The sequence below is a fragment of the Amycolatopsis sp. cmx-4-54 genome, assembly GCF_046548895.1.
Taxonomy (GTDB): domain Bacteria; phylum Actinomycetota; class Actinomycetes; order Mycobacteriales; family Pseudonocardiaceae; genus Amycolatopsis.
The window spans coordinates 141,921-164,853 of sequence record NZ_JAEBEJ010000009.1; the positions used below are offsets into that span (position 1 = coordinate 141,921).

Annotated in this window: 21 protein-coding genes and 1 pseudogene; 9 read left to right on the top strand and 13 right to left on the bottom strand. The window is 68.3% G+C overall.

What is annotated here, in order from left to right:
- Positions 1 to 53: 53 nt before the first annotated feature.
- The 4 genes from ACLJQ7_RS27825 to ACLJQ7_RS27840 are packed head-to-tail and all read left to right on the top strand — an operon-like array spanning position 54 to position 3,634.
- Positions 54 to 1,025 (top strand): branched-chain amino acid ABC transporter permease, encoded by a 972-nt coding sequence (locus ACLJQ7_RS27825; protein ID WP_410651104.1) that lies wholly within the window; start codon positions 54 to 56, stop codon positions 1,023 to 1,025.
- Positions 1,022 to 2,161: a branched-chain amino acid ABC transporter permease gene (locus tag ACLJQ7_RS27830; protein WP_410651105.1), complete on the top strand. Its 1,140-nt coding sequence runs from the start codon at positions 1,022 to 1,024 to the stop codon at positions 2,159 to 2,161. Before ACLJQ7_RS27825 ends, ACLJQ7_RS27830 begins: the two co-directional genes overlap by 4 nt.
- Positions 2,158 to 2,931, top strand: coding sequence for an ABC transporter ATP-binding protein (locus tag ACLJQ7_RS27835; RefSeq protein WP_410651106.1), 774 nt, complete (start codon positions 2,158 to 2,160; stop codon positions 2,929 to 2,931). Before ACLJQ7_RS27830 ends, ACLJQ7_RS27835 begins: the two co-directional genes overlap by 4 nt.
- The gene (locus ACLJQ7_RS27840) at positions 2,921 to 3,634 is read left to right on the top strand and encodes an ABC transporter ATP-binding protein (protein ID WP_410651107.1); all 714 of its coding nucleotides are present in this window, start codon (positions 2,921 to 2,923) and stop codon (positions 3,632 to 3,634) included. Before ACLJQ7_RS27835 ends, ACLJQ7_RS27840 begins: the two co-directional genes overlap by 11 nt.
- Before the next feature lie 140 nt (positions 3,635 to 3,774).
- Here the strand turns inward: ACLJQ7_RS27840 and ACLJQ7_RS27845 are convergent, their stop codons facing one another.
- Together ACLJQ7_RS27845 and ACLJQ7_RS27850 are read right to left on the bottom strand one after the other, a co-directional pair.
- Entirely contained in the window at positions 3,775 to 4,308 is a 534-nt protein-coding gene (locus ACLJQ7_RS27845) for a hypothetical protein (protein WP_410651108.1), read from the bottom strand.
- Positions 4,305 to 4,886, bottom strand: coding sequence for an ATP-binding protein (locus ACLJQ7_RS27850; protein ID WP_410651109.1), 582 nt, complete (start codon positions 4,884 to 4,886; stop codon positions 4,305 to 4,307). The genes ACLJQ7_RS27845 and ACLJQ7_RS27850 overlap by 4 nt, the downstream gene beginning before the upstream one ends.
- Before the next feature lie 38 nt (positions 4,887 to 4,924).
- Between ACLJQ7_RS27850 and ACLJQ7_RS27855 the strand changes: the two genes are divergently transcribed.
- Together ACLJQ7_RS27855 and ACLJQ7_RS27860 are read left to right on the top strand one after the other, a co-directional pair.
- A complete protein-coding gene (locus tag ACLJQ7_RS27855; protein WP_410651110.1) occupies positions 4,925 to 5,743 on the top strand; it encodes a LysR family transcriptional regulator in 819 nt (272 codons plus the stop codon).
- Positions 5,744 to 5,885: 142 nt separating this feature from the next.
- A complete protein-coding gene (locus ACLJQ7_RS27860) occupies positions 5,886 to 6,188 on the top strand; it encodes a DUF6506 family protein (RefSeq protein WP_410651111.1) in 303 nt (100 codons plus the stop codon).
- Positions 6,189 to 6,348: 160 nt separating this feature from the next.
- Here ACLJQ7_RS27860 and ACLJQ7_RS27865 read toward each other — a convergent pair whose 3' ends face one another.
- Positions 6,349 to 6,825, bottom strand: coding sequence for a MarR family winged helix-turn-helix transcriptional regulator (locus tag ACLJQ7_RS27865; RefSeq protein ID WP_410651112.1), 477 nt, complete (start codon positions 6,823 to 6,825; stop codon positions 6,349 to 6,351).
- Between the two features lie 84 nt (positions 6,826 to 6,909).
- Between ACLJQ7_RS27865 and ACLJQ7_RS27870 the strand changes: the two are divergent.
- Positions 6,910 to 7,551, top strand: a pseudogene (locus ACLJQ7_RS27870) (FMN-dependent NADH-azoreductase).
- Between the two features lie 67 nt (positions 7,552 to 7,618).
- Here the strand turns inward: ACLJQ7_RS27870 and ACLJQ7_RS27875 are convergent.
- From ACLJQ7_RS27875 to ACLJQ7_RS27920, 10 genes are all read right to left on the bottom strand, one after another.
- The gene (locus ACLJQ7_RS27875) at positions 7,619 to 10,753 is read right to left on the bottom strand and encodes a TIM-barrel domain-containing protein (RefSeq protein ID WP_410651113.1); all 3,135 of its coding nucleotides are present in this window, start codon (positions 10,751 to 10,753) and stop codon (positions 7,619 to 7,621) included.
- A 478-nt stretch (positions 10,754 to 11,231) separates the two neighbouring features.
- Positions 11,232 to 12,017 (bottom strand): DeoR/GlpR family DNA-binding transcription regulator, encoded by a 786-nt coding sequence (locus ACLJQ7_RS27880; RefSeq protein WP_410651114.1) that lies wholly within the window; start codon positions 12,015 to 12,017, stop codon positions 11,232 to 11,234.
- Between the two features lie 126 nt (positions 12,018 to 12,143).
- Positions 12,144 to 14,000, bottom strand: coding sequence for a DUF5107 domain-containing protein (locus tag ACLJQ7_RS27885; RefSeq protein ID WP_410651115.1), 1,857 nt, complete (start codon positions 13,998 to 14,000; stop codon positions 12,144 to 12,146).
- Positions 13,997 to 15,064 (bottom strand): ABC transporter ATP-binding protein, encoded by a 1,068-nt coding sequence (locus tag ACLJQ7_RS27890; RefSeq protein WP_410651116.1) that lies wholly within the window; start codon positions 15,062 to 15,064, stop codon positions 13,997 to 13,999. The genes ACLJQ7_RS27885 and ACLJQ7_RS27890 overlap by 4 nt, the downstream gene beginning before the upstream one ends.
- Positions 15,065 to 15,070: 6 nt before the next feature.
- The gene (locus ACLJQ7_RS27895; protein ID WP_410651117.1) at positions 15,071 to 16,000 is read right to left on the bottom strand and encodes a carbohydrate ABC transporter permease; all 930 of its coding nucleotides are present in this window, start codon (positions 15,998 to 16,000) and stop codon (positions 15,071 to 15,073) included.
- Between the two features lie 19 nt (positions 16,001 to 16,019).
- Positions 16,020 to 16,979 carry a carbohydrate ABC transporter permease gene (locus ACLJQ7_RS27900; protein WP_410651118.1) on the bottom strand — a complete coding sequence of 320 codons (960 nt, stop codon included), beginning with the start codon at positions 16,977 to 16,979 and terminating at the stop codon, positions 16,020 to 16,022.
- The gene (locus ACLJQ7_RS27905) at positions 16,979 to 18,379 is read right to left on the bottom strand and encodes an ABC transporter substrate-binding protein (protein WP_410651119.1); all 1,401 of its coding nucleotides are present in this window, start codon (positions 18,377 to 18,379) and stop codon (positions 16,979 to 16,981) included. Before ACLJQ7_RS27905 ends, ACLJQ7_RS27900 begins: the two co-directional genes overlap by 1 nt.
- A gap of 81 nt (positions 18,380 to 18,460) precedes the next feature.
- Positions 18,461 to 19,342 carry a class II fructose-bisphosphate aldolase gene (locus ACLJQ7_RS27910; protein WP_410651120.1) on the bottom strand — a complete coding sequence of 294 codons (882 nt, stop codon included), beginning with the start codon at positions 19,340 to 19,342 and terminating at the stop codon, positions 18,461 to 18,463.
- 10 nt (positions 19,343 to 19,352) lie between these two features.
- The gene (locus ACLJQ7_RS27915) at positions 19,353 to 20,255 is read right to left on the bottom strand and encodes a 1-phosphofructokinase family hexose kinase (RefSeq protein ID WP_410651121.1); all 903 of its coding nucleotides are present in this window, start codon (positions 20,253 to 20,255) and stop codon (positions 19,353 to 19,355) included.
- A gap of 182 nt (positions 20,256 to 20,437) precedes the next feature.
- Positions 20,438 to 21,319, bottom strand: coding sequence for an SIS domain-containing protein (locus ACLJQ7_RS27920; protein ID WP_410651122.1), 882 nt, complete (start codon positions 21,317 to 21,319; stop codon positions 20,438 to 20,440).
- Between the two features lie 141 nt (positions 21,320 to 21,460).
- On the opposite strand from ACLJQ7_RS27920, the gene ACLJQ7_RS27925 reads away from it, so the two are divergent.
- Together ACLJQ7_RS27925 and ACLJQ7_RS27930 are read left to right on the top strand one after the other, a co-directional pair.
- Positions 21,461 to 22,309, top strand: a complete 849-nt coding sequence (locus ACLJQ7_RS27925) for a cobalamin-binding protein (protein ID WP_410651123.1) — start codon at positions 21,461 to 21,463, stop codon at positions 22,307 to 22,309.
- Positions 22,310 to 22,386: 77 nt separating this feature from the next.
- Positions 22,387 to 22,860 (top strand): carboxymuconolactone decarboxylase family protein, encoded by a 474-nt coding sequence (locus ACLJQ7_RS27930; RefSeq protein WP_410651124.1) that lies wholly within the window; start codon positions 22,387 to 22,389, stop codon positions 22,858 to 22,860.
- The last annotated feature ends 73 nt before the right edge of the window (positions 22,861 to 22,933 follow it).

The window sequence follows — 22,933 nt, forward strand, 5'->3', positions numbered from 1 at the left end:
CCCGCAAATGTGGCGAAAGAAGTTCTCGCCCCGTCCCGTAAGGCATCCACGTCATGCTTCAAGATCTGCAAGCCCAGTTCCTCGGTAGCACCATCGGCGGACTGGTCGCCGGAAGCATCTACGCCCTCATCGCCCTCGGCTACACAATGGTCTACGGCGTGCTCCGGCTCATCAACTTCGCACATTCCGAGATCTTCATGATCGGGACGATCACGTCCCTGTTCGTCCTGATCAGCATCGCGGGCGGCACCGCCCCGATCACGCTCGGCGTGTTCGGGATGATCGCCGTACTGCTGCTGATCATCATCGCCTCGGCCGCCGTGTCCGGCGGCGCGGCGGTATTGCTGGAGCAAGTGGCGTACCGGCCACTCCGCAAGAAGGGCGCGACCCGGCTCGCCGCCCTGATCTCCGCCATCGGCGCCTCGCTGTTCCTCCAGGAGCTGTTCGGCCTCGAGATCATCGAATGGATCACGGACAAATCCGGCCGTGTGCAACAGAACGCGCCGCGGTTCATCCCGCACGACCCGCTGTTCCACATCGGCAACGGTGTCGTGCGCACGGACCACGTGTTCGTCGTCGTCGGTGCCGTGATCATGATGGTCGTCCTCGACCAGCTGGTCAGCCGTACCCGCATCGGCCGCGGTATCCGTGCCACCGCACAGGATCCCGAAGCCGCCGTGCTGATGGGCGTCAGCATCGACAAGATCGTGCGCCTCACGTTCCTGCTCGGTGGCGCGATGGCCGGTGTCGCCGCCGCGCTGTACGTCATGGAGTACGAGAACACCGAGTACCGCATCGGCTTCCTCCTCGGTATCAAGGCGTTCACCGCGGCCGTGCTGGGAGGTATCGGCAATCTGCGCGGCGCTCTGCTAGGTGGCATCGTGCTCGGTTTGGTGGAGAACTGGAGTTCCATCTTCTTCGGTTCGGCTTGGAAGGACGTCACCGCCTTCGTGGTACTGGTGCTGGTCCTGATGTTCCGTCCCACCGGCATCCTCGGTGAATCGCTGCAGCGGGCACGCGCATGAAGGGCAACGAAGAAGTGGCTGAAAAGTCCCCAGAGAACGGAAAGCCGACGCGCGCCGGCTTCCACCCCGTGGACGGCATGCGGGATTGGTGGGCACGCGCCCCGCATTGGCAGCGTTATGGCGTGTACCTCGCCCTGATCATCGGCGCGCTGATCCTTCCCGCGCCCGCGATCGGTTCGATCATGTCCCCGGAATCGGACTGGACCACGGTCCTGATCTTCCCGGTCGGGGTGTACATCCTGCTGGCGATCGGCCTGAACATCGTCGTCGGTCACGCGGGCATGCTCGACCTCGGGTTCGTCGCGTTCTTCGCGATCGGCGCCTACACGCTCGCCGTGATGGGAACCCTGCACGGCTGGGGGTTCTGGGGCACGCTCGTGCTCGGCATCTTCCTGGCGGCGATGTCGGGGGTGATCCTCGGCGCTCCGACGCTCCGGTTGCGCGGTGACTACCTGGCCATCGTGACCCTCGGCTTCGGTGAGATCGTCCGGATCACCGCGACGAACACCGACGCCATCGGCGGTGCCCGCGGTATCACCAACATCCCGCACCCGGAACCCATGTTCGGGACCGAGTTCCTGCTCGACCCGGCGCCGTACTACTACCTGATCCTCGCGGCGATCGTGATCGCGATCATCTTCTCGGTGCGGCTGCACAAGAGCCGCGTCGGCCGGGCGTGGGCGGCCATCCGTGAGGACGAGGACGCCGCCGAACTGATGGGCGTCCCGACGTTCAAGTTCAAGCTGCTGGCGTTCGCCATCGGCGCCATGCTCGGCGGTATGGCCGGTGTGGTCTACGCCAGCAAGGCCGTCTTCATCGAGCCGAACAACTTCCCGTTCATCCTGTCCGCGACCATCCTCGCGGCCGTGGTGCTCGGTGGTGCGGGCAACCTGCCCGGTGTCATGCTCGGTGCCTTCCTGGTCGCCTGGCTTCCGGAGCGGTTCCGGTTCCTCTCCGAGTACCGCATCCTGATCTTCGGTGGTGTGCTGGTGCTGATGATGGCGCTGCGGCCGGAGGGTCTGCTGCCGTCGCGGCAGCGCAAGGCGGAACTACATGAGGGAACGGGCGGGATGGGTGCCATGGGCGCCGAAGTCGCGGGTCCGGATTCCGAGGCTTCGGCGGAGGTGACGAAGTGAGCGCACTGCTCGAATTCGACAACGTGACGATGCGCTTCGGTGGTGTCACGGCCTTGAAGGAAGTCGACCTCACCATCAACCAGGGTGAGATCTTCGCCCTGATCGGCCCGAACGGCGCGGGGAAGACCACGGTCTTCAACGTGATCACCGGCGTCTACCGGCCGACCGAAGGCCAGGTGCGCTTCGGCGACACCCGGGTCGACGGGATGAAGCGGTTCAAGATCAACCAGGCCGGTATCGCCCGTACGTTCCAGAACATCCGGCTGTTCCACAACATGTCGGCGCTCGAGAACGTGATGGTCGGCGCGGACTCGCACCACAAGACCGGCGCGCTTTCGGCGACGCTGGGCCTGCCCGTGCACCGCAAGGAAGAGAAGCGGGGCCGCGAGCTGGCGAGGGACCTGCTGGACTTCGTCGGCATCGGCCGGGTCGAGCACAACACCGCGAAGAACCTCTCCTACGGCGACCAGCGCCGTCTGGAGATCGCGCGTGCGCTCGCGACCGACCCGAAGCTGCTGCTGCTCGACGAGCCCGCCGCCGGCATGAACCCGGCGGAGAAGAACTCGCTGCAGCAGCTGATCCGCAAGATCCGTGATGACGGCCGCACCGTGCTGCTCATCGAGCACGACATGGGCTTGGTCATGCAGATCGCCGACCGGCTGGCCGTGCTCGACTTCGGCCAGAAGATCGCAGAAGGGCTCCCCCACGAGGTGCAGAACAACCAAAAGGTGATCGAGGCTTACCTGGGGGTGGCGGAAGATGCTTCTTGAGGTTCAGGACATCAACGTCCACTACGGGAAGATCGCCGCGCTCAAGGGAATGAGCATCGACGTCGACGAGGGCGAGATCGTTTCGCTCATCGGGGCCAACGGTGCGGGCAAGACCACGACGCTGAAGACGATCTCGGGCCTGCGTCCGCTGACCAGCGGCCGGATCCTCTTCAATGGCAAGGACATCTCGAAGACGCCCGGCCACAAACGGGTCGAGCTCGGGATCGGCCAGTCACCGGAAGGCCGGGGCGTGTTCCCCGGTATGACGGTGCAGGAGAACCTCCTGATGGGTGCCTACACCCGCAAGGACGACCTGAAGGCCGACCTCGACGAGGTCTACGAGCTGTTCCCGCGGCTGAACGAACGCAAGACCCAGTTCGGCGGCACGATGTCCGGTGGCGAACAGCAGATGATCGCCATCGGCCGCGCGCTGATGACCAAGCCCAAGGTGCTGTTGCTCGACGAGCCGTCCATGGGCCTGGCACCGATGCTGATCGCGCAGATCTTCGACATCATCCGCGAGATCAACAAGCGCGGGACCACGGTCCTGCTGGTGGAGCAGAACGCGCAGCAGGCGCTGAAGCTCTCCGACCGCGCGTATGTGCTGGAGACCGGTCAAGTGGTCAAGAGCGCCCGCGGTGCCGAGCTGCTGGACGACCCGCAGGTGCGGGCCGCCTACCTCGGTGGTGACCTGGGCGTCTGACGCCATTTCGAGAAAGGGCCCCGTCGCTTTCGCGGCGGGGCCTTTCTCGTCGAGAGGGCGGTGACTGTGTGGGTTTTGGGACGTCTACCCTCGGCTCGATCGGCCATGTCGCGAAGCTCGCATCGCGTTTGACGTACCCCTCATGCCAGCTTGATGTCGGTTCCGGTGAGGTTCTTCATGTCGGTCAGCGTCGGACCGCCGAAAGCCCGCAGCACCACGGGTTTGGCCTCTGCGGGAAGGTCGAAGTAAAGGTCGAACTCGACCCGCACGCCGCGCCCCAGCTCGAACTTGTCCGGCTGCCGTTTGATCGTCATGGCCTGGTTGTCGACCGCGATCACCGCACCGGAATCGGTGACGAGTTGCTGGCGCCGCGTGTCGAAGAGGATCCCGGAGAGCCCCTTTCCCGTCACCACCAGCCGAAGCCGGACGAACTGCCCCTTCGCCTCGAATTCGGTGTGGCTGCCGGTGAGGCTGGGGAGCCCGGTGGCCAGGCCGATGAGAGAGAACTCGGTCTCCCCGTTGAGCGCCGGTGGCAGGTGCAGGGCGGTCTCGTCCGGCCGGACCTCGCGCGCGGGCAGGTCGTAGACCGGTTTGGCGGGCGGCTGTTCTTGCCCGGCCGAGCACCCCGTGAGCAGGGCCAGTGCCGAAGCCGCCGCTGTCAGGAACTTTCTCATCGAGCGACCTCCACGCTCAAGTACGGCCACCCGTCGACATCCGGCAACCGCACAGGGCCGACTTCCGTGCCCGGCGAGAAGTGCACCGTCGTTCCTGTCGTGCCGTCGCCCGCGATCGGCGTCAGATCGGTGACCGGGACACCCCGTTCGTAACGCTGAGTCCAAGAGCCGTTGCGACGCCGGTTGGTGTGCACGAGCCAGTCGCTCAAGGCGGCCACGACCGACACACCGCGGCGCGGATGACCGTCCGGAAGCCATTGCGCCTGGGGGAAATCGAAGAAACGCAGATCTTTGGTCGACATGACCGGCTTCTTCACGAAGCCGCCGTGACCGTCGGCGCGTGTGTCGGTGCCCCGCCCGTCGTCCACCACGGAAATCGAACCGTCGGGATGGACCGTGACGACGGCATGCCCGCCGCCGGTGCCCTCGGCTTCCTCCGCCGCATAGGCGAGCACTTCGAGGACAAGGTGCGCGACCCCGCCAGGGGCGAACTCCCCGGGGCTCCGGCGGATGCGCGCCAGATGGTCGAGGTCCACGGAACCGGCCCAGTCGTGCGTGGTGTTGCGCCATTCACTCACCCCGTCGATTCTGCCCGGTCCGGGGCTACTGTGCGGCTGTGGAGTTACGACGTCTTCGATATCTGTGCGCCGTGGCCGACGAGGGGCATCTCACCCGTGCGGCGGAGCGCCTCGGTATCCGGGCGTCGTCGCTCAGCCAGCAGATCATCGCACTGGAACGGGAACTGGACGCGACCCTGTTCGTCCGGACCCAGTCGGGAATGACGCCCACCGCCGCCGCGCTGGCGCTGCTCCCCCACGCCCGCCGGATACTGGAGGAGGCCGAACTCGGCGCGCGGGCCGTCCGCGACACCGTGGGTCGGCCGCTCCGCGTCGGCGTGACGCCGGGCGCGCCGCCGGCCATGCTCCCCGTCCTCTACGCGAAAGCGGTGGAGGTCGACGACCTCTCCGCCGCGCGGCAACTCGAACTGCTGCGCCGCGGCGCGCTCGACGCCGGTCTGCTCGCCCTGCCGGAGGACGTGGACGGCCTGCGGGTGGTCGTCGTGAGCGAGCGGGCGCTGGGGGTGCTCGTGTCCGACGTCCATTCCCTCGCTCGGCTCGGCGAAGTGGGCTGGGACGACCTCACCGGAATGGACCTCCTTTTGTACGAACGAAAACTGGCCCCTGGCTACCACGACGCACTGCTCGCGGACTGTGCCGCCGCGGGCTGGCGGCCCGTCCGCGTACGGACCGGTCCGCCCCGGCGGTCATTGTTCGTCGCCGAACTGCGGCAAGGCGACGTCGCCGCCTTGCGCCCGAGGGAAGAAGCCGCGGACGGTCTGCGGTGGCTGCCGCTCCGGGAGGCGCCCGTCGTCCGGCACGCGCTGGTATGGGATCCGGCGCACGAATCCTCGGATCGGATCGCGTCGCTGGTATGACAGCGCCCACAACGGTTCCTCGCCCCTGACCGGCCGACCTCGCCTCTTCGGTGCTTCCGAACGGCCGTTCGGATCCGCCTCGTGGACACCGTCCTTCGTTCTGCGCTTACCTCACGGTGACCGAGAACGAAGGAGAAGTGTCATGCGTCGGTGGGGTTTCGTCTACTTGGCCGATGGCTGCGAACCGGCGCGGGACGTGTCCCGTGTGGACACCGGCGAATGCCTGACGGTGCTGCTCGGTGTCGGCCGCGTGGATCAGGTCGTCGCCGCGGCCCGGCGGCTGGTCGACGAGGGCGCGCAACTGATCGAACTGTGCGGCGCGTTCGGACCGCTGTGGACGGCTCGCGTGATCGACGCGGTGGGAAGCGAGGTTCCGGTCGGAAGCGTCATGTACGGCGCCGAGGCCACGAAACAGCTTCACGACCTGTTCGATCTCGGGGCCTAGCGCGTGTTTCACAAGTCTGTTCGATGGGCTTCGTGATCCAGGTGGTTCCTGCTGGTGCGGGCGGATCGGCCTCGTACCGGGTCGTACTCGGCCGCATCCGCCCGTGCCGTCAGGGGCCGCCTGGGCGCGAAGACCGCGAACAAGACTTGTGAAACACGCGCTAGCAGTCGTCGTGGGCGGCCTCGACGCAGGCGGCGGGCTCGGCGTGCCCCGCCGCCTGATAAAGCAGGGTGTACAGCGTCTCGCGCTGATCCTTGTCGAGCGCGCCGAGCACCTCGTCTTCGACCGCGGCGAGCGCGAACTCGGCCTTGACGAGTTGCTTCACGCCGACGTCGGTGAGTTCGACGATATGACGGCGCCGGTCCGCCGGTGACCGCCGGCGTTCGATCAGATTCGCGGACTCGAGGTCGTTCAACAGCCCGACGACGTTCGTGCCGTCCATCTCCAGCGTCTTCGCGAGGGCCTGCTGCGAGCAGCCGTTGAGGTCACGCAGCACGGTCAGCGCGACGAGATGCCGGGGCCGCAGGCCGAGCGGGGTCAGGACGGACTCGCTGCGCAGCCGGATCCGGCGGGTGACGTGGTCGAGCAGCGCGCCGCAGCGGTGCGGGGGCTGGTTCACGACCGGGAGTTCAGGCACTCGTCAAGTCTACGTTCCCCTCATGATGACCGCCACAACATCAATGGTTTGCGTTACACAAACTACCTATGCAAGATAGTGGGTATGACGAACCTGCTGCACATCGACTCGAGCATCACGGGCGAGCACTCGACCAGCCGCCGCCTCACCGCGCGGGCCGCCGCGGCTTGGCGCGCGGCGCATCCGGAGGGCACCGTCACCTATCGCGACCTGGGCGCCGACCCGCTGCCACATCTGGGCGCGGCGGCCAACGTCGCCAAGGCCGTGCCGCCGGAGCAGCACACCCCGGAACAGGCCGAGGCATGGCGGCTCATCACGGAACTGGTCGACGAGGTCCGGGCGGCCGACACGATCCTGCTGGGCCTGCCGCTGTACAACTTCGGCCCGCCGAGCACGGTCAAAGCCTGAGTCGACCACCTGATCGTGCCCGGGCTGACGCTCGACGCCGAGACCAGGGAAGGCCTGCTCGGCGACCGCCACTTCATCGTCGTGACCTCACGCGGCGGCGGTTACGGCGAAGGCACCCCGCGCGAAGGCTGGGACCACGCCCAGTCGTGGATCCCGCACGGTGTCTCGCTGACCGGCCTCGAACCGCGGTTCGTGACCGCCGAGCTGACCATGGCGAAGACCAACCCGGCGATGGCGGAGCTCATCCCGCTGGCCGAAGCCAGCCAGGCCGAGGCCGAACGCGCCATCGACGCTTTGTGGACGCCCGTCGCGGCCTGAGTTCGAAAGTCCGTGAAGGCCTCCTTGAGGGACTCTGGGTCCCTCAAGGAGGCCTTCACGGACTAGATCAGCCGATGCCCGCCGCGAACACGTGCATCGCGGTGTTCGACGGCAGCGTCACCGCGACGACCTCCTTCCCCGCGGTCAGCGGGACGGAGTTCGCGAAAACCCGGTAAGGCGTGGTCGGATACGCCGCCCCCGTGCGGGTGTTCTTGCCCATCACGGTCGCCACCGTCGTGGCGCCGTACTGGGCGGGGTCGGCGCAGCACCAGTTCGGGAAGCCGAGTTCGGCTTGACTCGTGCTGCCGTCGGCGTACCGGACGACGACGGTGCCCTTCGCCGTGCCCGTCCCGGTTCCGGCCAGCACCAGCTTGGCACCCGTACCGCGCACCGCGATGGTCTGACCGGACGCGAGGACGTTGTCCTTCTGCCCGGCTCCCGTCGCAGGCCAGGTCAGCTGAGCACCGAGCGCGGAGAAGCCCGCACCCGGCTTGAGACCGGCTTCGGCTAGGCTTTCCGCACGGAAACTGCTGCCGCCGCCGTCAAGATCGCCGACCGCGACGTGAGCCGCGTCGGTGACGCCGACGTTGCCGTACGCCGCGGCCAGCGAGGCGTGCGGCACGGTGACGGTCACCGAGTCGGTGACCCTGTTCTCCCCGAGCCGCGCTTGATACGACGCGGACGCGGTGAGCTGGTAGTCGTCCGGTTTGATCCCCGCGTCCGGCGTCACCTTCACCGGCACGCGCACGGTCTCGCCGGGCATCACCAAACGCGGCCCGGCAGGCACCTCGGTGCGGAAGCCGTTGGCGGGCAAGGAGAACTTGACGTTCCGGACCGGCAGCGGCGTGCCGTTGGTGAAGCTCAGCGTGCCCGTCGCGGTCTGCCCGGGGCCGGCGACCGCGGGCACGGAGAGGGCGACCGAGCCGTTGCGGTCTTCGGGGAAGATCCCGCCGACCGCGCTGGTGCCGAACAGCCGCACGTCTTGACGGTCACCGGCGCCGATCTTGCCGGTCTTGACCCGCGCGACCCCACCGGCGGCCGGGTCGAACCACCAGCCCGACGCCGCCGCGTCCAGTTCGGCCCTGCTGCCGTACTGCCGCAGGATCGAAGTCCCGGCCAGTACCACCGCGGGCTTGCTTCCCGTGTGGACGGTCAGCTGGTAGTTCCGCGACGCGGGCTTCCCGGCGTAGGAACCGGAACTGGCGCCGATCCCGACCGTCACCGTGCCCAGGCCGGACGTCGGCGCGTCGACGGTGAACGTCTGCTTCGCCTGGTCGCCGTTCTTGTAGGCGCGGGTGACGCCGTCGTCCTCGGTGAGCGTGAACGAACCCTTGCCCTGCGGGTAGACGTCGAGGTCGAGCACGCCCTTGTCCCTGGTCTGCCACGACTTCGTGCCCTCGGCCCACATCGGCACCACGGCCCCGGCGCGGACGAACAGCGGCAGTGTGTCGAGCGGCGTGTCGTAACCGTCCACAGTGGTCGGTCCGGTGTAGGTCTTGCCGCTCCAGTAGTCGACCCAGGTGCCCTTCGGCAGGTAGATGCCGTTGCGCACGGTCGAGTTCTCGTACACCGGCGCGACCAGGAAGTCCTTGCCGGACAGGAACTCGTACTTCGCCTTGTCGCCCCAGACGTTCGGGTCGTCCGGGTATTCGAGCGCCAGCGGGCGGACCTGGCCGACGCCGGTCTTGTGCGCCTCCACCGAATGGCTGTAGGTGTAGGGCAGCAGCCGCTCCTTGAGCAGCAGGTACTTGCGGTTGATCGAGGTGTACGGCTCGCCGTACCGCCACGGCTGCTTGTCCGACGCGGCCCAGCCGTCCATCGTCATCGAGACCGGCAGGAACGCCTTCCACTGCAGGTCTCGGACGTAGGTCTGCGGGCTGCCGCCGAAGATGCCGTCGATGTCGCCGGTGTTGTACGCCATGCCGGACGTCGTGGCGCCGGCGTAGGTCGGGATCTGCCATTTGATGTAGTCGTAGGAACCGGCCTGGTCGCCACTCCACAGCACGCCGCAGCGCTGAGCGCCCGCCCAGCTGACCGGTGTCCAGACGAAACCGCGCGCGTCGCTGTTGTCCTCGATGCCCTTGTACGCGGTGTCGCAGGCGTCCAGCGCGAACTCGTACCCCGGACCGACCCACGCGACGTCGAGTTTGCGGACCCGGACCCCGGCCTTGACCTCCTCGACCTGGTTCGGTACGCCGTTCTCGGTCCACAGCCCGAGTTGCATGTTGTTCTTGCGGAGGCCTTCGCCCGTCTGCTGGAGGTTTTCGTATCCGCAGCCGTAGCCGTCGTTGACCAGCATCCAGCCGTTGGGCATCCCGTGTTCGGTGTAGCCCTCGGCGACCTTCACCGCGTCCAGCGTGTGCCGCTCACCGCGGTTGGCGTTGTGCAGGTAGCAGTCGGCGTCACCGTGTTCGAGACCGTAGAGCGGTGGCAGGAAAGGCTTCCCGACGAGATCGGTGTAGCCGGTGATGACGTCCTTGAGCCCGTCGCCGACGACGTAGGTCGCGTCGAAGCGGCGCTCGTCGTGGGTCGTGCGCACCGGCTCGGTGAAGGCGTAGGTGCCTTGCGCGAAGGTGTTGCGCAGCACGCCGTACCCCGCCGTGGAGGCGTAGAACGGCTGTGAATTCGGCGCCCCGCCGTCGTTCCAGTTGTAGTCGGCGAAGATCCGGATCGTCTGGTCACGGTGACTGAAGCGGCCGTTCTGCTCACCGCCGCCGACGAACTGCTCGGCCGCCGTCCGCGCCAGGGTCTGCGTGGTCTGCTTGTCGGTCCAGGACAGCGGCGCCGACTCCTCCCAGAGCCGCTTGCGGTCCGCGCCGTCGTACAACGCGAGCCGCAGGGGGTGCTTGTATGCCCGCAGTGTCGCCTTGGCCGTGGAAACCGCCCAGTAGTCCCCCTTGTCCGTCCTCTTCGGCGTCACCGGGTCGCCGGTACGCGGCAGCACGATCTTGCTCCCGGCCGGATCGGTGAACGTGCCGTCCGGCGCCAGCCAGACCCGGACGGCGCCTTCGGCCGGGAAGCTGACGCGCACCGCGGCGCTTCCCGAACTCAGGGTGACCGTGGCGCCGTCGCCGGAAACACCGGTCAGATCGCCCAGTTTGCCGGACGCCGCCGCGGCCGGATCGGCATGCGCGGCGACCGGGGAAAGCCCGAGCAAGGCCACCGCGGCCAAACAACTCAGGGATTGCGCAACTCTGCTCATTCGAGACACCTTTCGCGCATGAATACGCAAGATGGTCTCTGTATAGCGCACGGTTCGCGCAAAGTCATCCGCCGAAGCGGTGCTGCCGACTTTCGTCGGGTCGCCCGAAGATCCTTATGTCACAAGGAGTGCGCAAAGCCGGGTCAGGACCCCGGCAAAGTCGCAGCGCTGCCGGCCTACACCCCTGCCGGCGGGACTCACAGGAGCGGACTCAGTCGAGAGGCCCGGACCCTGACTGTCCATAAGGGACTCGCAGTGCCCGATTCAGGCGATTTGCACCTCTTCGCGAGGGGGTCGTGAGTGTTTGGGGTCGTTCTAACCCTCTCTGCCACTCACGACCGCGCGCAGAATCGGACATACGTGCATCAATCAGACATTCGGCCACCGAGAAGTGTCCCTTGTGGACACTCGCGGCAGTCTGCGCTATCTCGACGTTGCCGGGACCCCAAGGTAGGGAAGGGGGCCTTCACGGACTTGGTCAGACGGCCTGGACCTCGACGCCGGCGGCCTCGAAGGCCCGCACCACCTTCGGATCGGCGTTGGAGTCGGTGACCAGGGCGTGCACCTGCGGAGTCGCGCAGATGCGCGCGAACGCGCGGCGGCCCAGCTTCGAGCCGTCGGCGACCGCGACGACGCGTTCCGCCCGCTCAACCATCAGCCGGTTGATACTCGCCTCGCCCTCGTGATGCGCGAAGGCGCCTGCGTCGGCGTCGAACGCGTCGACGCCGAGGAACAGCAGATCGATCGTCAGTTCACTGAGCACACGAGTGGCCAGCGGACCGCTGAGCTCGAACGATTGCGGACGCGCGACCCCGCCGGTGACCACGATCTTCACATGCGGCCGCACCGCGAGTTCGTGCGCGATGTTCAGCGCGTTGGTGACCACGGTCAGCCCCGGCGAATCACGGAGACCGGCCAGATCGGACCGCGTCGCCAGCGACCGTGCGACGCCGGCCGTCGTCGTCCCGCCGTTGAGGCCGACAACCATGCCCTGCGCGACGAGCGCCGCCGCCGCGACGCTGATCCGCTGTTTCTCGGGCACGTGCCGCGCGGTCTTGTACCGCAACGGCAGGTCGTAGGCGAGATCGTTGGCCACCGCCCCACCGCGGGTGCGGGTGAGCAACTGCTGCTCCGCCAGGTGATCGAGGTCGCGCCGGATCGTGGCGGCGGAGACGTTCAGCTCCTCGGCCACGTCCTCGACGTCGATCTTTTCCCGCTGCCCCAGCAGGTCCAGCAGGGTGCTCAGCCGTTCGTGCCGGGCCATCGGCGCCACTCCTAGCTCGCTGCGGCCTATCGCGCATACCGGTGCGCTGTTGGCCACTGTTTCGAGCAGTATGCTGCATCGCGGTTGTCCGCCGCGAGCGGCACGCCGGTCGAGTGGCCCGGCCGGTCACTTCATCCGGAAGTCGTGCTGTTCCGGCAGCGGTTCCCCGGAAACCGCCGCCCAGGTGTCCGACAAGGACGTTTCCCCTTCCCTGATGTTCGCGACCTCGAAACCGGTGTCGTACACGGCCTTGGCCCCGGCGACGTCGCCGAGGGCGAGCCGGGTGCGGGCGGTCAGCAGGGCGACCCGCCCCTCCACGGGCAGCCCGTCCAGCAGCTCGCTCGCTTCGTCCGGGAGCCCCGCGGCGAGTTGCGCCGCGATCGCCTCCACGACCAGAGGACGCAGTGACGGCGCGAGGGCGACCGCCCGCCGGTACAGCCAGGCGGCCTCGTGCCCGGCCGTGACGACCGCGAGATTCCGTAGTGCCCAAGGATTTTCGGCCACCGAGACGGACTCGCGCCAGGCGCCGACCGCGTCCGAATGCCGCCCGGCCGCCCAGTGCGCGACGCCGCGGTGGTACCAGGTCAGCCAGTTCTTCGGCGCGTACTCCAGGATATCCGCCCAGTACCGGTTCACCAGCGTCGGCGGCGGCACCGCGAGCGGATCACCGTCCGGCGGCGTCCCGTCGAGCAACGCGAGCCACGGCTCCTGGTCCGGTCCGAGCGACTCGTCCGGGAACGGCGTGCCGGGCAGGCACATCGGCGCACGCCGGTTCTCCAGCGCGCCCCAGCCGGAGCCGGTGGACAGGAAGGATTCCGGGGTGACGTCGGCGATCTTGCGCCAGTCGTCGAGGTATTCGTCCAGTGCTTCCGCGGACGGCAGACCAGAGGCGACGGCTTCTCGCGCCGCCGTCCAGTCTTCGCCGTGCGCCGCGGCCGGATCCGTGGCGACCGGACCGTAGGCCTCCAGCCAGTCCCAACCCTCCCCCGGCGGCAAGCGCAGGTGCTCCAGCTGGGTGCGGGCCAGCCCGGCCTGGATCTCCAGATAGCCGCCCGCGCCGGGAGCCAGCCACTCCTGCCAGCGCCGCCCGCCGGTGGATTCGCCCCACAGGAACAGCTTGCGCCCCCGCAAGCGGCCGGTCGACGACTGCGCCAGCCCCGTCCCGTCGGCCTCCACGGCCGCGACCCACGGCCTTCCGGTCACCTCGAAGAAGTAGTCCGCCGCTGCTTCCGCACGGGACGGGTAGGTCAGCTCGCCGGGCACACCGACCAGGTCGAGCCGTCCCGAATAGCCGTAGTGCCACGCCTGGGTCGCGGGCGCCAGCACACGGGTGCCTTCGTTCTGCGGCACCGCGATGTTCGACCACCAGTACACCGGGACGTCGTAGGGATGCGGGTTCCGCACCCGTACGGCCACGAGCAGCTGATCCGAGTCGTCGGGCAGCCAGAAGTCGATCTGGTACGGCAGGTCGCGAGTGCGTTCCCACTCCCACAGCCGCAGCACCGGCGTTCCGTCCGGGCCCTCGATCTCCGCGGCGAACATCGGTTCGCAGGTCAGCGTCGTATGCCCCGTGCTCCCGAGGTTCCATTCGACGCCGCCGGCGAACCACGCGTCCCGCAGGGCGAGGTTCGCGGGCTGGAACACCGGATTGCGGTAGAGCAGCTCGCGGCCGGACGGCTTGTGGACCAGCGAGTACAGCCGTCCGCCCAGTGAGGGCAGCACGGTGGCGCGGAGCTTGTCGTTCTCCAGCACCAGCGCCGGGAGCTCGCGTTCCGTGCGCTCCCGGGTATAGCCGTCCTGAAGCAGGCACGGCAACGGCGTGTCCAGACGGCCGTAGCCGATGTTCTCCGCCAGATCCGGCGGCAGTTCATCCACATTGGACACCTTTGCCACCGCTTCGGGTTTCCGGAGCGGTGGCAACGGGTTCTCCGGCCCCAGTTCGGCGGCCGGCAGCAGCAACCCGGTGCGGAACAGGCGGGTCATGCGTCCGGGAGCCGATCGCCGGTGGCGGCGTCGAACAGGTGCACCGCGCCCGGTTGCGGCGTCAGGGTGATCGGCTCGCCGCGCTGCCACGGGGCCATGCCCGGGGTGCGGACCGTCAGCACGCGGTCGCCGTCCCGGCAGTACAGGTACTGGTCACTGCCCAGTTCCTCGACGACCTCGACGACGGCCTCGAAACCGCCGTCCCCGATCGCCCAGCCCTCGGGACGGACACCGACGACGATGCCGGGACCGGTCAGCGCCGAACGCTGTGCCGGGGTCAGCGGCAACCGCGTTCCACCGGCGACGGCGCCGTCGCTGTCCACAGTGGTCTCCAGGAGGTTCATCGCGGGCGAGCCGATGAATCCGGCGACGAACACGTTGACCGGCTTGGCGAACAGCCCGACGGGAGTGTCGCACTGCTGCAGGATCCCGTCCTTCAGCACGGCGACCCGGTCCCCCATGGTCATCGCCTCGACCTGGTCGTGCGTGACGTAGAGCGTCGTGATGCCCAGCCGCCGTTGCAGGGACGCGATCTGCGTCCGCGTCTGTACCCGGAGCTTGGCGTCCAGATTGGACAGTGGCTCGTCCATCAGGAACACGCTGGGCTCGCGCACGATCGCCCGGCCCATCGCGACGCGCTGCCGCTGCCCCCCGGACAGGTTCGCGGGTTTGCGGTCGAGGTACTCGGTCAGGTCGAGCACGGCCGCGGCCTCGCGTACCTTGCGTTCGCGTTCGGCCTTGGCCATCTTCGCCAGCTTCAGGTGGAAGCCGATGTTCTCCCCCACCGTCATATGCGGGTAGAGCGCGTAGTTCTGGAACACCATCGCGATGTCCCGGTCCTTCGGCGGGAGTTCGGTGACGTCGCGGTCGCCGATGTGGATCGAGCCGTCGTCGACGCCTTCCAGCCCGGCGAGCATCCGCAGCGTGGTCGACTTCCCGCAGCCGGACGGGCCGACCAGCACCAGGAACTCGCCGTCGGCGACCTCGAGGTCGAGGCCGTCGACCGCGGGACGTTCCACTCCGGCGTAGAACCGGGTGGTGTCGGAGAAGGTCACGGTGGCCATCAGGTCCTACTTTCCGGCGCCGAGGGTCAGGCCGGTGATGATCCGGCGGGCGAGCACGAGGTAGAGCACGAGCATCGGGAGCACGACGATCGCCACCCCGGCGATCAGGCCGCCGTACTCCGATTGGTAGCTCGCGGCCCCGTAGAAGGTGAAGAGCGCGCGCGACAGCGTGAAATGCGCCTGGTCCTTGAGGAACACGATCGCCAGCAGCGTCTCGTTCCACAGGCCGATGGCGTTCAGCGTCAGCGCGGTGATCATGCCGCCACGGGTCAGCGGCAGCATGACCGAGAAGAACGTGCGCGTCGGTGACGCGCCGTCGAGCGCGGCCGCCTCCTCCAGCTCGTCCGGCAGCGACCGGAAGAACCCTGTCATGAGGAACACCGTGAACGGGATCGACAGCGCCACGTACAGCACGAACAGGCCGTACTCGTTGTCCAGGTGCACCTTGCTGAGCACCACGAACAGCGGGATGATCACGGTCTGGAACGGCACGCCCATGCCGATCGCGACGACGTTCGTCATCGGTCCGGCACCGCGGACACCGAGCCTGGTCAGGGCGTACGCGCAGGGCGCCGAGACGGCGACGGTCACGACCGTCGCCAGCCCGACCAGGACCACGGTGGTCAGCACGGCCTGCCCGAAACCGGCGTTGTTCCAGGCGTAGATGAAGTTCCGGAACGGCTTGCCGACGTGAAACCACTGGTACGGCAGGGCGAACGGCTTGGTGAAGATCTCCACCGGTGTCTTGAACGACGCCGTGAGCAGCCAGTACAGCACCAGGATGTTGCCCGCGGTGAACAACCACACGATCGTGGAACCCAGTACCCGTAACGGGCTGAACCGTTGGGAACCGGGCGCCGGACGCGGTTTGCGTGGCGGCTTGCGCACCGGTTTCGGCGACGGGCGCGCAGGCGCCTCGACGTCGGTGACGGACATGTGATCTCCCATGGACAACTCAGAACTGGATCGCGTCACGGCGCATCAACCGGCGGAGCAGGACGACGAGCACGGACACCAGCGCGATCATCGCGACCGCGCAGGCACACGCGGCGCCGAAGTCCGGGGTGCCGTTCGAGCCGAAGGTCCGGTCGAACACGTAGATCCCCAGCGTCCACGCCTCGTTGGGCGGGGCGTAGGTGCCCGGACCGGCCAGCACGAACACCAGCTCGAAGATCTTGAGCGCGTTGATCGTCCACAGCACCCCGGCGACCCCGACGACGTCCCAGGTCATCGGCAGCGTGATGTTCTTGAACTTCTGCCACGGCGACGCGCCGCCCAGTTCCGCGTCCTCGTACAGGTACGGCGGGATTCGGTCGACCGCGGCCATCAGGATGGTGATGTAGAAACCCGAGCTCGCCCAGATCAGCGAAGCCGTCACCACACCGGTCACATTGGACGGTGCGAGGAACTTCGCCGCGTCCGCGCCGAGACTCTCCAGCACATAGTTCGCCAGCCCCTGCTTCCCCGGCTGGTACTTGAAGACGAAGCCGAGGAACATGCCGAGCGCGACCGGCGCCACGATGTTCGGGAAGAACAGGATGGCGCGGACGATCTTGCCGCCCTTCATGTCCCGCAGCACCATGGTGAACAGGAACGCCAGCGCGAACGTGCCGATGCCGCCGAGGAACACGTAGATCAGCGTGTTGCGGAAGGCGTACTGGAACGAGTCGCTCGCCCACATCTGCGTGTAGTTGGTGACGCCGTTGGGTTCCGGCGTGTCCCCCGCCCCGGCCCAGCTGGTGAAGCTCAGCACCACGGTCGCGATCGTCGGCAGTACCAGGAAGGCCAGGTACAGCACCAGCGCCGGCGCGGCGAACGGCCAGAACAGCCGTTTCTTGCGGCGCAGGTGCGCTCCCGCCTTCACCGCCCGCGACGGTGGTGTCGCTGGTGTCGCCGGTGTCGTGACCGTCGCCATCAGCCCTGGTTCTTCCAAAACTCGGCGCCCTTGGTGGCGAGCTGGTCCACGAACTGCTGCGGAGTGAGCTGGCCCTTCAGCAGCGCGATGTCGGCGGGGTCGAAGACGTCGGTCTGCCATTTGCCGCCGGCGATGCCGTCGATCCCGTCGTACTGCAGGACGTGCTCCTTCTTCGGGTCGTCCAGCGCGGCCTTGACCTGCTTGAGGTCGTCCGGCACGGCGAGGTCGGCGCGCGGCACGAGGTTGTCGGCCACGATCGGGATCCCGGCGAGCAGGTCCTTGTTGAGGAAGTAGGCGATGAACGCCTTGGCCGCCTCGGGGTGCTTGGCCTTCTTGGTCACGGAGAACCCGATCGACATCTGCTCGACGGTGTCGTGCGTGGCGCCTTCGGGCATCGGGAACTGGAAGGAGCCGTAGTTGATCTTCGTTCCGGCGCCCTGCTTGTCCAGGTACTCACGGGTCTCGCTCGGCGCCCAGCTGCCGACGTAGAGGAACCGGGAGTCGCCGTCCGCCCAGCGCTGCTGCACCTGCGGGAACTTCGCCGCGTCCCAGCCGTCGATGAGGTACTTGGGCAGCTTCGCGGTTTCGGTGGCGGCCTTGAGGAAACCGGGATCGGTCTTCCACACCTGGCCGGTCTTGTCCGTCGCCGCCTTGTAGAGCCCGCCCGCGCCGACGTACCGCTCGGCGAGCTGGGTGTAGAAGTACATGTTGTAGAACGGGATGTCGCCGTCGAGGCTGATGGCGGCCTTGCCGTCGGCCTTCGCCTTGTCGAACAGGCCGATCAGCTCGTCCATCGTCTTCGGCTGCTGGATGTCACCGGCGGTGTCCTTGTTGAACCACCAGGCGCTCGACTGGATCGTGTACGGGACCATGAAGTTGTGGCCCTCGCGGTCCTTGTTCTGCGGGAAGTCGTACGAGCTCGGCGAAAGCACGTCCTTGACGGTCTTGTCGCCCTCGCCGACCTTCATCGCGAACACGTCGTCGACGCTCTGCGTGCCGCCCGGCGTCATGACCGCCGCGCCGACCTTGCTGACGTCCTGGTCGAACAGGTCCGGTACCGCGTCGGTGTTCAGCGCGGGCACCAGGTTCTGCGTGTAGGCCTTGCGGCCCAGCCACTGCACGTCGACCTTGACACCGGTCTTCTCCTGGAAGCATTTGAAGGCCTTCTGGAGGACCTTGCCCTGCGGCTCGTCGGCCGTCCACATGGACCAGTACGTGAATTCCTTGTCCGTGGCGGGTTTCACCGCCGCCTCCGGACAAGGCGCGTTGAGGAACTGGTCGACGCCCGGGAGCGCGTTCTCGCCGGTGCCACCGGCCACGTCCCCGCCGCCGCATCCCGCGAGCAGGAGCGCCACCCCTGCCGTCGCCGATGTCACTGCCGTGAGCCTGCCTACCCGCATCCGCCACCACCTGGATCGAAGATCACACAAGTTCTGCTTGTTATTGCGCAGTTTTGTGAGGTTTCGCGCACATGTCAACAGTCAATCGCGCAAAGTCTGCTCAATCGTCACCTTGACCGGTTCAATCTGATCAAGCTTGAGCACTCCCAGCAAACGCCGCACCTCGACAGCGACCGCCGCCCGTCCGGCGCCGAGATATTTTCGCGGGTCGACGCGGTCCGGATGCGCGCGCCAGTCCGCCGTGGCGGCCGCGGTGAACACCTTGTTGAGCTGGGTGGCGATGTTGATCTTCGTCATCCCGGCTCGCACCGCCTCGGCCAGCCCGTCGTCCGGTACGCCGGACGAACCGTGCAGCACCAGCGGCACCGGCACCCGCTCCCGCAGCCTTGCGATCAGCTCGAAGTCCAGTGCGGCGTCACGGGTGAGCATGGCGTGCGAACTGCCCACCGCCACCGCGAGCGCGTCGACGCCGGTGGACGCGACGAACTCCGCCGCCTCGTCCGGATCGGTGCGCGCGCCGGGCGCGTGGACGCCGTCCTTGCCCCCGACCTCGCCGAGTTCGGCCTCGACCCAGACCCCGTGGTCGTGGCAGTACGCGGCGACCTCACGGGTCGCGCGCACGTTGTCGGTGTAGTCCAGTTTGGACGCGTCGAACATGACCGAGCCGAAGCCGAGCGCGACCGCCTCGCGGACGAGGACGGCCGATTCGGCGTGGTCGAGATGCACCGCGACCGGCGTGGCGGCCTCTCTCGCCGCGGCGAGCGCCGCCGTTCCGATCGGTGCCAGCGAGCCGTGGTACTTCACCGCGTTCTGGCTCAGCTGCACGATCACCGGCGCTTCCGCCGCGGCCGCGCCGTCGACGATCGCGGTGAGGTGTTCGAGCTGGATCGCGTTGAACGCGCCGCAGCCGCGCCTTGCCGCCGCGGCGGCTCCGACGATCTCCCCGGTTCCCACCAGAGGCATGGTGATTCTCCTAGGTCGTGTCCTGGTCTGGGCGGGCGCGCACGGCGACCAGTCCCTGTTCGGCTTGGTAGTGCGCGAGGTCGACGTCGCCGGCGAGCGGGCCGAGCACGGCCGCCCCGGACAACGCGACGGCCCGGCGCAGGATGTCCGGCCACGCTTCGACGCGGCTGAGCCCCAGCGCCAGCGCCGCGACGACGGCGTCACCCGCGCCGGTGGTGTTGCCGCGGAGCACGGTGGACGGTGCCGCGTGCCAGGTGCCGGATCCGGTCACCGCCAGCAGCCCTTCCGGGCCCAGCGAGACGACGACGGCGCCGGCCCCGGCCTTGCGGAGTTCGGCCGCGGCGGCCACCGGATCCCGCAGGCCGGTGACCTCGCGCAGCTCGTCCGCGTTCGGTTTGACCACGGACGGCTTCCCGGCCAGCCCGGCGAGCAGCGCTTCGCCGGAAGTGTCCAAGATGGACGGTGCGTCGCCGAAGAGCCCGGCGTATCCCCCGGCTCCCGGCGGCAGGCTGCCCGAGCAGACGAGCACGTCCGGCTTCCGGGCTCGGACGGCCGCCGCAAGCGCTTGCCATTCGTCCCCGGTGAGCCGTGGCCCTGGCTCGTTGAGCAGCGTGACCGAGCCGTCGCCCGCGAGAACCGTGGTGGTACGCCGGGTTTCGCCGCCGATCGGAACGACGCCCGCCGGGATGCCCGCCGCCGCGAGATCACCCACGACGGCGGCCCCCGTCGAACCACCCGCCGTGAAGACCGCGCGGACGTCGGCGCCGAGGGCGTGCAGCACGCGGGCGACGTTGACGCCCTTGCCGCCTGCCCGCTGCCGCACGTCCCGCACCCGGTGCACGTCACCGGGCCGCAGACCGTCCACTGTGTACGTGACGTCCAGCGCGGTGTTCGGCGTGACGGTGACGATCACGGCGGCCCCATTGTCTGTTGGTGAACCCGCGAACGCGATCGACGTCGGCAGGGCGCTACCCGGTCTTCGCTGTCACCGATGCGGACAGGGCGCCCTGCCACCGCGACAGCGGGGCCTTCGGCCGGGGCGGGTTCACGCGTCCGGTCACTTTCCGAATACCTCACAGCTCCGCCAACGGGCTCTCAGGTCAGGACGACGGAACGGGTGAGGCTGCGAGGGTTGTCCGGGTCGAGGCCCTTACGGGCGGCGATGGCCCCGGCGACACGCTGTGCGCGGACCAGGTCCGCCAGCGGGTCCAGGCCGCTTTCGACGAACAGGCCGCCCGCGCGGGCGACGTCGTCGGCCAGCCCTTCCGGCGCCTGTCCGAACATCCACGTCACCCGGCCGGGTTCGCTGATGCTGATCGGCCCGTGCCGGTAGTCCCACGCCGGGTAGGACTCGGTCCACAGCAGGCAGGCCTCGCGGAACTTGAGCGCGGCTTCGTTCGCGATGCCCACGGACCAGCCGGTGCCGAGGAAGCTGAACTGCTCCGCGGTGACCAGTTCGTCGGGCAACGGTTCGGCGAGCACGCGTTCGGCCTGGTCGGCGACCGCAGTCAGGTCCTCGCCGAGATGGGCGCGCAGCATCGCCAGCGCCGTCGTGGCGAACCGGGTCTGCACGACCGAACGTTCGTCCACCACGGAGAGATCGACGATCGTGTCCGCCGCGGCCTCGATCTCGCGCGGCACGCCGGTGATCGCGATGGTCGGCGTCTTGCCCCGCAGCTTCGCCAGCAGGGCGTGGACCTCGGTCGTCGTACCCGACCTGGTCAGCGCCACGACGTGGTCGTAACCCCGGGCAGACGGGAACTCGGACGCGGCGAAGGCGTCGGTCTCGCCCAGCCCGGCGGACTCGCGAAGGACGGCGTACGCCTGGCCGATGAACCACGACGTGCCGCAGCCGACGATCGCGACCCGCGCGCCCGGCGGCGGCAACAGGTCACTGTTCGCCGAGGCCAGCGCCGCCGCTTCCCGCCAGCAGCCGGGCTGGCTCGCGATCTCCGCCGCCATGAAGGTCCCGCTCATGAACTCCCCATCCGTGCCAGTTGTGCGCAATAGCTGTCACGTTAGGTGCAGTTTTGTGCAACGTCAATGCTCTGTCAGTGCACTTTCACGCATTTGATCCGCGCAGATGTGCAGGATGGACCGGGCGCCTACCGTGGACGGATGCGGATCGTCTCGCTGCTCCCCGCCACGACCGACTTCGTCGCGACACTCGGGCTCCTGCCGTCCTTGGTGGGCCGGACCCACGAATGCGACTGGCCACCCGGCGCGCTCGACGACGTCCCGGTGGTCACGAGCAGCGCGATCGACCACGACGCGCTGTCGAGCCGGGAGATATCGGCGGCCGTCGGCGGCGAGCATCGCGGTTCGGCCCTGTACTCCCTGGACGCCGAGCTACTCGCGGCGGCCGAACCCGACGTCGTGCTCACGCAGGATCTCTGCGACGTCTGCGCGGTCTCCTACCGGCAGGTCTCGGAGACCGTGCGCGCGATGGACGGCGACACGCGGGTGGTCAGCCTCGAACCACGAACGCTCGACGGCGTCTTCAGCTGCTTGACCACGCTCGGCGAGGTGCTGGGTGTCCCCGAACGTGCGGCTTCGGAGGCGCGTCTTCTCCGGGAACGCATGGAGGCGGTCCGGGGCCGCGTCGCGGGACGAGCGCGGCCGAGGGTGGCGGCCATCGAATGGCTCGACCCGCTCTGGCCCGCCGGGCACTGGGTCCCGGAGCAGATCGAAGCGGCCGGTGGCGTCCCACTGCTCGCCGCCGCGGGCGAACACACTCGCCCCATCGCCTGGGACGCTGTCGCCGGGGCGCGGCCCGACGTGCTGCTGCTCATGCCCTGCGGCTTCCCGCCGGAGCGGACCGAGGCGGAACTACCGCTGCTGACCGGTTCGCCGGGCTGGGACGACATCCCGGCCGTGCACATCCTGGACGGGCCCGCCTACTTCAACCGGCCCGGGCCCCGCGTCGTCGACGGCGCCGAAATCCTCGCCGACCTCTTCCACGCGTGACCGGTGTCACATGCGACACTGTCACAACCTCCCGTCCCCGCTCGTCATGTGTGCGGAACCGACGGAGAGGAAAGATCATGGAACCGCGAGTCAACCTGTTCGAGAACGACGTCATCCTCAAGTACGTCAAGCGTCTCGGAGCCGCGAACCGGCCGATCGAAGAGTCCTCGCTGCCGCACGCGACCCAGGAGCTGGTGAAGCTGCGCGCCAGCCAGATCAACGGCTGTGGCTTCTGCACCGACATGCACAGCAAGGACGCCGCGCACGCCGGCGAGACTTCGGTGCGGCTCAACCTGGTCGCCGCCTGGCGGGAGGCGAAGGTGTTCACCGAGCCCGAGCGCGCGGCTCTCGCGCTCACCGAGGAGGGCACCCGGATCGCCGACGCGCACCACGGCGTCAACGACGACACCTGGGCGCAGGTGCGCAAGCACTACGACGACGAGCAGATCGGCGCGTTGATCGCGCTGATCGCGGCGATCAACGCCTACAACCGGCTCAACGTCATCGCCGGGACCCCGGCGGGCGATTACCAGCCCGGCATGTTCGACTGATCTTCGCGTTCACCGACAACAGGATCGCTTCGCCGGACAACGATCGAGGTGCGACGGGCTGCTAAACCTGCGG

What these genes read in the sequence shown, in the direction of transcription:
- ACLJQ7_RS27825 (WP_410651104.1), top strand. Translation starts at nt 54, where the DNA reads ATGCTTCAAGATCTGCAAGCCCAGTTCCTCGGTAGCACCATCGGCGGA.
- ACLJQ7_RS27830 (WP_410651105.1), top strand. Translation starts at nt 1,022, where the DNA reads ATGAAGGGCAACGAAGAAGTGGCTGAAAAGTCCCCAGAGAACGGAAAG.
- ACLJQ7_RS27840 (WP_410651107.1), top strand. Translation starts at nt 2,921, where the DNA reads ATGCTTCTTGAGGTTCAGGACATCAACGTCCACTACGGGAAGATCGCC.
- ACLJQ7_RS27845 (WP_410651108.1), bottom strand. Translation starts at nt 4,308, where the DNA reads ATGAGAAAGTTCCTGACAGCGGCGGCTTCGGCACTGGCCCTGCTCACG.
- ACLJQ7_RS27860 (WP_410651111.1), top strand. Translation starts at nt 5,886, where the DNA reads ATGCGTCGGTGGGGTTTCGTCTACTTGGCCGATGGCTGCGAACCGGCG.
- ACLJQ7_RS27875 (WP_410651113.1), bottom strand. Translation starts at nt 10,753, where the DNA reads ATGAGCAGAGTTGCGCAATCCCTGAGTTGTTTGGCCGCGGTGGCCTTG.
- ACLJQ7_RS27880 (WP_410651114.1), bottom strand. Translation starts at nt 12,017, where the DNA reads ATGGCCCGGCACGAACGGCTGAGCACCCTGCTGGACCTGCTGGGGCAG.
- ACLJQ7_RS27885 (WP_410651115.1), bottom strand. Translation starts at nt 14,000, where the DNA reads ATGACCCGCCTGTTCCGCACCGGGTTGCTGCTGCCGGCCGCCGAACTG.
- ACLJQ7_RS27890 (WP_410651116.1), bottom strand. Translation starts at nt 15,064, where the DNA reads ATGGCCACCGTGACCTTCTCCGACACCACCCGGTTCTACGCCGGAGTG.
- ACLJQ7_RS27895 (WP_410651117.1), bottom strand. Translation starts at nt 16,000, where the DNA reads ATGTCCGTCACCGACGTCGAGGCGCCTGCGCGCCCGTCGCCGAAACCG.
- ACLJQ7_RS27900 (WP_410651118.1), bottom strand. Translation starts at nt 16,979, where the DNA reads ATGGCGACGGTCACGACACCGGCGACACCAGCGACACCACCGTCGCGG.
- ACLJQ7_RS27905 (WP_410651119.1), bottom strand. Translation starts at nt 18,379, where the DNA reads ATGCGGGTAGGCAGGCTCACGGCAGTGACATCGGCGACGGCAGGGGTG.
- ACLJQ7_RS27910 (WP_410651120.1), bottom strand. Translation starts at nt 19,342, where the DNA reads ATGCCTCTGGTGGGAACCGGGGAGATCGTCGGAGCCGCCGCGGCGGCA.
- ACLJQ7_RS27920 (WP_410651122.1), bottom strand. Translation starts at nt 21,319, where the DNA reads ATGAGCGGGACCTTCATGGCGGCGGAGATCGCGAGCCAGCCCGGCTGC.
- ACLJQ7_RS27925 (WP_410651123.1), top strand. Translation starts at nt 21,461, where the DNA reads ATGCGGATCGTCTCGCTGCTCCCCGCCACGACCGACTTCGTCGCGACA.
- ACLJQ7_RS27930 (WP_410651124.1), top strand. Translation starts at nt 22,387, where the DNA reads ATGGAACCGCGAGTCAACCTGTTCGAGAACGACGTCATCCTCAAGTAC.